This window comes from Vibrio sp. 10N.286.48.C11, assembly GCF_041469805.1.
GTDB lineage: Bacteria > Pseudomonadota > Gammaproteobacteria > Enterobacterales > Vibrionaceae > Vibrio > Vibrio crassostreae_C.
The window spans coordinates 1-1,032 of the sequence record NZ_JBFRLK010000167.1 but is presented as its reverse complement, the minus strand read 5'-3'; the positions used below and the strand labels follow the sequence as shown (position 1 = coordinate 1,032).

General features: G+C 48.1%; 1 protein-coding gene. It reads right to left on the bottom strand.

Annotated features, from left to right (window positions below):
* Positions 1–1,032: hypothetical protein (locus AB4209_RS22405; RefSeq protein ID WP_372057442.1), on the bottom strand; the 1,032-nt coding region annotated here is incomplete at both ends.

Below are 1,032 nucleotides of genomic sequence, written 5' to 3'. Positions count from 1 at the left end.
TACATCGAAAACGGATGTCGCTGGCGTACCTGCAACCAAGTCGGCGACAGTAGGCTCTTCAATCGTCAGATCGCCACTTGCCATCACTTGAACATCATCAGTAATCGTCACCGATAGCGGTGACATTAACGAATCGTCACCGTCGGTATCAACTGCGTAAACTGGTAGTTCGAACGTGAAGTCGTTATTGCCACGACCATCCTCGTGGTCGATATTCTCCAGCAGCGTAAAGGTATATTGCCCCAGAGTCGCAGCGCTAAAGCTTAATGTGAAAATCTGTGTTTCTACATTCGAGGCACTAGTTGTAAAACCAACATAGTTACCTGAGCCTGTCGGATCTTCTTTCAGATCAATTGGCAGACCATCGGATTTCAATGAGTCATCACTGTTGAACTCACTTGGTTCTAAACGGAATTTCTCAACATCATCGCTTTGATTCGTGAATGAGATGGTTTCTGTTTGACTCACCGCACCCATGATTGGTGACGAGCCATCCGTTAAATCTGCTTCAGCAAGCGCGATGCTTGGCACCGATTCAATGGTTGGGGTATCACCATCAATAATCGTCAGTGTGACAGTGACCGTTTCAACATCCACATCGCCATCGCTTGACGTGAAGACGAGAGATTTAACGATATCGCCACTCTCGTGGTCTAAATCACGGTTTGGCTCAAAGCGCACGTTACCTTCGATGGTGACGAACACATCACCCTCAGTGAACGTAAATTTCTGCTCACCTGTGATTGTTGGGTCTAGAGTTTGAGCCGTACCACCGTCATAAGTGAACTGGGTAATCACTGCGCCATCGGCACTTTGCGCCGTCATTACATCAATCGTATTGGTCGTCACCGTACCGTCAGCTAAATTCGGCTCGGTAATACCGAGCGTGCCGTTCGCCATGATTTGGACGTCATCACCAATGGTCACCGACAACGGCGACATCAATGAATCATCACCATCTGAGTCGACGGCATAAACTGGCAAATCGAAGGTCAGTTCGTTGTTATCTAAGCCATCGGCATGGTCTAACGC